Genomic DNA, 3,370 nt, shown 5'->3' with positions numbered 1-3,370 from the left:
TGTACCCGGCGCATCTCAAGGAACAAGAATTTCCGTTTCGCGGAACAACTTTGATATGTTCCGAATATCGGTGCAGACCAGTCTTAAAAATTAGTTCTACGTTCCAGGAAATAAGATTTAAAAATCAAGGCTTCATGACAACAGTTTCTTTATTAAATCTCATTCATTGAAGAAAACTCTGTTCCTCGGAAAGACGGTCCCCGAACCTCGAAACATCGAATACGAAAAACGACCCACTTCTTCCCCTTTTTTAAAGTTTTGAAATTCGTTGCTGTAACAAAAGAGACCAGTCTTCTGATTTTGGTCTTTGGTTTTTGCTTCCCATTGAATTTAAATAATAATTTCGTATTTGTTATTTTTAACTTTATCTCGTTATTTTTAGCGTTTTACCTTTTTATTTTCGATCATCCCCTCTGTTAGAAAGTGAAACTCAGACAGTCTTGGAAATTCTTTTGACAGGCTTTTGTTCCGTAAGAGACTTTTGGGGAACCGCGGAACAAAATCAAAGAAAGCCAATATTGGACTAAAGACGAGCCGCCCTCATTCCGAGGAGTATTTTTAGGTTAAATTATTAATTTTATTTTGTATAACCCCGTTCCGAGGTACGGTTAGCCAGTTTCCGCAGAACAGTAATCGAAACTCTCAATATCGCTTGTTCCGATTGTTTATCCCCCGCTTCTCCATCTAAGATATTAAAGCAGCATCGTTCAATATTTATTGTTAATCAAATAGTTGGAGGATGTATGGATAGAAAGGCTATCGTTCAGGGGCTTTATAAAAAGCTCAAAATCCGAGAGATCGCTACCCTCTCAAAATGCGGTCTTGCAACAGTTCAAAGGACCAAAGACTATCTTCAAAACCACAATATCCCTCTTGAAGAAGCCATTGAATTTACAGAGTCTCAGCTGCAAGCACTGTTCGATCAACCTCACCGGAAACCTGATGTCTTTGTCGAGGAAGACTTTGCAGAGGTCTTCCGCAAGGTCAATCGTGTGAAGCTGAGGATGTCATTAAAGGATTGTTGGTATCAATACAAGAAATCTCACGAACAAAGCAGTCTTGAAGTAATGGGGTACAAGACTTACTGCAAGCGTTATGGAGAGTTCAAGGAAAAACTCGACGAAGAGGCAAAATTCCAAGAATGCGGACGCCGCCAGTGGCTGCCGGGACAGGCGGTTATGGTTGATTACAGTGGAGACGGACTGCCTGCGCTCATCGGCAGCGAGCACGTCGAACTTCAAATCTTTGTGGCCGTGCTTCCTTACTCGGGCTATACCTTCGCGTACGCAACTCCTGATCAAACCAGAAAAAGCTGGCTTCATTCAATCAGGGAAATGATGACGTCTCTCCAGGGAGCAACGAAATATCTAATTCTGGACAACAGCACTACCTGTGTCTGCCAGGCAAGTAAAGTCTGGCCAAAATACGCAAAGGAATTTGAACACGTATGCCGCTATTACGGAACGATCCCTTATGCCGGAGAGCCCCATGTTCCTTTGTCAAAACCTCATGTGGAACGAGCCGTCGGGCTTGTTCAGGAAAAAATTCTCTCGCAGCTCATTGATGAAAGACCGGCCGCATCAATTAAGGAGGCAAATGAGCGCTTGGCCGAAAAGGTCAGAGTATTTAACGATCGTCCCCTAGAGATCGATCCGAGTCTGACACGACGCACCTTATTTGAAAGCAAAGAAAGAGAGTTTTTAAAACAGATCCCGGCAATCCCCTGGGGCGAGGACATTGAAGTTAAGCGATTAAAAGTTCAAAAAGGAGGAACCGTAAGGTACAACCAACGCCGCTACCGGGTGAATTATCGATACGTTGGAGAGTACGTTAATGTGGTGGCCTGCGAGAGCGACCAAACTATCCGTATCTTCACGGACAAGAAATGGAGCCTCATCGGAGAACTTCCTCTCAAGGACGGCACCAACCTGACCATCGAGGATCTTGAGAAGCAAAGTTCCGGCTCAAGATTTATGCAATTGAAAGCGGCAGAATTAATAGGAAATATACGTAAAGCCGGTTCAAACTCTCAGGCACTGTATATGCAGCTGGCGGGAATGGCAGATGAATTAGCCGGTGCCCGATATGCCAGATTTATCAATAAACGCTTCTCTGAATTAGGAGCAGAACCGTTCGAAAAAATCCTGGAAGAATCTCGCGATCTGGGAGCGGGTTGGGATTTAGAAGAACTAAAAGACAAACTCACAAACGCCGGCAAGAAAGAAATCGTCAGTATCCGCCGGAGAGCCGGCCAAGTGCTTCAACGCGAACAAAGAGCTGACCGAAATCTCAGGGGTGCCGAACACTATGAATCAATCTTGAGGGAAAGAAAAGTGGAGAGCTAACGTTATGGAAAAACTAAAAGAAAATGCCGCCTTGTCCGGTTCATGCTCTAGCGGAGTTGCGCCCTCTCAGGAGCAGATGAACAGAGAAGCGGCTAATGGAGATAGTCTGCTCCGAATGACGGTAACAAGCAAGATAGAAGAAACGATCATGGATCTCCTTAGAGAGTACAGACTGAATGCCTTTGCCCAGCAGCTCCACGAGCAGCTCATTGATCCGTCTTGGTCGTCTCAACCGTTCTTAAGACGCCTTCTTGTCTGCTTGGAGGCAGAACGTGTGGTTCGAAAGGAACGCGGTGCGGAAAAAAGATTTAAGATCGCCGGCCTTACTAGAGGAGCTTATAGCTTAAGGCAATTCGACTTTGCGCCCGGACGAGGAATCTCCCGTCAAACCCTTGAGGAAATCATTGAATGCCGATGGATCGCTAAGAGAGTACCTCACCAAAGACGAGACAGCCGCCGCAACGGTAAATCAATTGCGATCACGGGTGCCACAGGTTGCGGAAAAAGCTTCCTTGCGATGGTTATTAGTTCCGAGGCAATCGAAAGGGGTTTTAATGTGAAGTACTGGAGTCTGAGTGAGTTGGTAGAAAGACTATCGAAGGCGGAGAAAAAATCTGAGACGCTAAAGAAGATCAATGAAGCGGATTTGCTCACCATCGATGACTTCGGTCTGGGGACCCTAACTGCTCAGGAACAAAGCCTCGTCTATGAAATTATTAAAAGTCGTGCTGATAATTTGTCCACGATCATAGTCAGTCAAAGACCATGCGCTGACTGGTATGAGTGGCTGGGTGGAAAATACATCGCTGATGGAGTCGCCGACAGAATAATTAATTTCTATTATTTAATAGAGTTAAAAGGGGAATCGCGGCGAGCGCTAGCACGGAAACAGGCTAAAGAAGCGGCTGAATTGTAAAGCTAGACGGTCTCTCGAAATAAGGGGCTGGCCCGGGAGACCAAATTTAAAAAATCGTAACCTGTTCCGCGGAACAGGGAATGTTGTTCCAAGACCGTATCCTGCGACA

2 protein-coding genes are annotated in these 3,370 nt (G+C 45.3%); both read left to right on the top strand.

Annotated features, from left to right (window positions below; translation table 11 throughout):
- Positions 1–743: 743 nt before the first annotated feature.
- A complete protein-coding gene (locus tag ACZND6_RS12690; protein WP_293738646.1) occupies positions 744–2,345 on the top strand; it encodes a hypothetical protein in 1,602 nt (533 codons plus the stop codon).
- 4 nt (positions 2,346–2,349) lie between these two features.
- On the top strand, positions 2,350–3,261 hold the full coding sequence (locus ACZND6_RS12685; protein ID WP_300847517.1) for an ATP-binding protein: 912 nt from the start codon (positions 2,350–2,352) through the stop codon (positions 3,259–3,261).
- The last annotated feature ends 109 nt before the right edge of the window (positions 3,262–3,370 follow it).

The sequence above is a fragment of the Parasutterella sp. genome (assembly GCF_057870745.1).
This window is presented reverse-complemented; position numbering and strand designations above follow the sequence as displayed.